The 1,473-nt window shown below is 63.2% G+C and carries 2 protein-coding genes; both read left to right on the top strand.

Annotation, left to right across the window (positions count from 1 at the left end; genetic code table 11):
* Positions 1-1,032 (top strand): enoyl-CoA hydratase/isomerase family protein (locus AC1DT3_RS20865; RefSeq protein ID WP_477467112.1); only part of this gene is annotated, 1,032 nt, incomplete at its 5' end.
* A gap of 70 nt (positions 1,033-1,102) precedes the next feature.
* Positions 1,103-1,473, top strand: a 371-nt coding sequence (locus AC1DT3_RS20860; protein WP_477467111.1) for an SDR family NAD(P)-dependent oxidoreductase, incomplete at its 3' end; no start/stop codon positions are given.

Raw genomic sequence — 1,473 nt, 5'->3', positions numbered from 1 at the left:
GCGCTCCTCACCAATCAGGGTGGGTGGACACCTGCACGGGCAATCGCTCGGCTGGCGTCAGCCCGAACGATTGCCGGAAACGAGGCGGCGACCCTTCGCGATCTTGGAAATGACGTCGCGTGCCTCGAGATCCATACCAAGATGAACACCTTCGCTCCCGGGGTGTTCGACATGATCGAGGAAGCTCTCCAGCGAGGCGGCAAGGCGTTCTCCGCACTGGTCATCGGGAACGAGAACCCGCGCGCGTTCTCGGCGGGCGCCGATCTCGCTTTCATTGCCAAGTTGATCCAACGGGGCGACGTGGCCGCGCTCGACAGCTATATCGCGCGGGGCCAAGATCTCTTTCTTCGGATGAAATACGCCGCGTTTCCCATCGTCGCCGCCATGCGCGGATTAGCGCTCGGAGGCGGATGCGAAATCGCGCTTCATGCGGATGCCATCGTTGCCCACGCCGAACTGAGCGCCGGCCTGCCCGAGGCCAAGGTTGGGCTTGTTCCGGGATGGGGCGGATGTGCGCAGATGTTGCTGCGCTCGCAAAGCAACTCGTTGGGACCGAAGGGTCCTGGGGCTGAAGCCGGACGCGCTTTCGACACCATATTCGCCGCCTCGACTTCCGCTTCGGCCCTCGATGCGGCTGCGATGGGTTTCCTGCGAGCGTCAGACGAAATTGTCATGGACCGCGCGAGCGTCCTGACTGTTGCACGGCGCCGGGCCGAGGATCTGGCGACCGCCGGATATCAACCGCCCGAAGTGGCTTTGATCCGGGTCTGCGGACCCTCTGGCAAAGTCGGCATCATGCGAGGCGTGCAGGCACTCCACGCGGCAGGATCGATCACCGACACGGACCTTGAGATCGCCGATGTCCTGGCCTCGATCATCACGGGCGGCCCCGACGGCGATCCGCTGAAACCTCAATCCGAAGCCTCCGTGATGGCGCTGGAACGTCAGGCCATTGTGGCGCTCTCCCAGTCTGCCAAAACCGTCGAACGCATCGAACATATGCTGGAAACAGGAAAACCGTTGCGCAATTAGCGACGGCGTCGCGCCCAGACGCCGGCAGGCATGGCGTTGATCTCGAACATGCATCTGAGGAGGCCAAATCGTGCGTCGATTAGAAGGAAAGACCGTGGTGATCACGGGGGCCGCGGCCGGCATCGGTCGCGCCAGCGCAATCCGCATGGCCTCTGAGGGCGCGGCGTTGGTCTTACTCGACCGGGACGCGCAGGCACTGGATCAGGTCGTCGAAATCCTGGCGCCGCAGAAGTCGCCGGTGACGGCGATGCAGATCGATTGCGTCGACGAAAGCGCGGTAGCCGAGGCCTTCGCGCGTATCGCGCGCGATTGCTTCATCGACGTCTTGGTGARCAATGTGGGCCAGAGTGCGCGCGAACGCGCGGCGGAGTTCCATCTGTCCTCGCCCGAAATCTGGCGTTTCGTGATCGATGTTTCGTTGATGGCAACACTCGTTGCCTC

The sequence above is a fragment of the Microvirga sp. P4_G7 genome (assembly GCF_056401005.1).
The sequence above is the reverse complement of the archived record's forward strand: the minus strand, read 5'-3'. Positions and strand labels throughout refer to the sequence as shown.